General features: G+C 50.9%; 1 pseudogene. It reads left to right on the forward strand.

From position 1 onward, the window contains the following. A pseudogene (locus tag JUF21_RS08565) lies at positions 1 to 1,336 on the forward strand (hypothetical protein); the annotation flags it as partial.

The following is a 1,336-nucleotide window of genomic DNA, read 5'->3' on the forward strand; positions in this document are numbered from 1 at the left end:
AAGACACCGGAAGCAGTTGAACAAAAGATGCAATGGCTGACCAGCATTGACAAAGCGACTGGCAACTTCGTTGCGACGTCCAAAACTGTATATAATGCCTTGAAGACGCCAACCATAGCGGGATACACACCAGATCAAAATAGTGTGGCTAAGGCTGAAGTACAAACGACGACCAATCCTGATGACATGAAAGATACCGCGGTAACGGTGACCTATACGGCCGATAACCAAACCGCTGACGTGAAGTATGTCGATGATGACAATGGTGGTAAAGAAGTTGACGGGACCACTGCGCAGTTGAGTGGGAAGACAGACACTACAGCTGATTGGAAAGCGACCGTACCGGACGGTTATGAGTTGTCTGAAGGACAAGCAAAGAGTGGCACCGTGACGTTCACGAATGATACTCCAGATGTGACGATCCACTTGAGTCATGTGATCGAGCATGGCACAGCAACAACAAAGCGGACGATCACGTATGTTGGTGCTGGCACCAAGACACCGGAAGCAGTTGAACAAAAGATGCAATGGCTGACCAGCATTGACAAAGCGACTGGCAACTTCGTTGCGACTTCGCAAACAGATCATGGTGCTGTAGAGACACCGAATGTGGCGGGATACACGCCGGATCAAAGTAGTGTGACTAAGGTAGGCATCCAAACGGTAACTGACCCAGCCGCCGTAACGGATACTAAGGTAACGGTGATCTATACCGCAGATCCGGTAACGTATGGAACAGCCACGGCAACGCGGACGATCCACTATGTTTACGCTGGGGGCAAGAAGGCTTCAGACGATGTTACACAAACGGTTACGTACAAGACAACGAGTGACACCATCACCGGCGAAACGGTTTACACCCCGCAAGGCGGCTTTGATGCAGTCACTAGTCCAAAACTGACCGGCTACATCGCGGACAAGCTGACAGTAGACCAAGTCGCATTGCCAGCAACGACAGAAGCACCAACGAACGCAGAAGATGTAACGGTGACCTATACCGCCAATCAGCAAACGGCTGAAATCATTTTTGTCGTCCAAGGTCAAGGCATATATGATGTCGTGACTGTTGATGGTGCGTCAGGCAGTCTGATTCCAGAGTCGAGTTATCAGGCAACACTGAGTGCACTGATTGCTAATGGCTATCAAGTCGTAAGCAATGATGCACAAGGTGCTCGCTTCGATTACGATGGTGCGGTCACCCAACGCCTTGAAATCGTGTTGACTAAGTCGAATGGTGGTGGCACTAATCCGGGTGGCGATACTAACCCAGGCGGTGGCACTAACCCAGGTGGTGGCACTAACCCAGGTGGTGGCACTAACCCAGGTGGTGGCACTA

The organism is Lacticaseibacillus sp. 53-4, from assembly GCF_016861805.1.
In the GTDB taxonomy this organism is placed as follows: domain Bacteria; phylum Bacillota; class Bacilli; order Lactobacillales; family Lactobacillaceae; genus Lacticaseibacillus.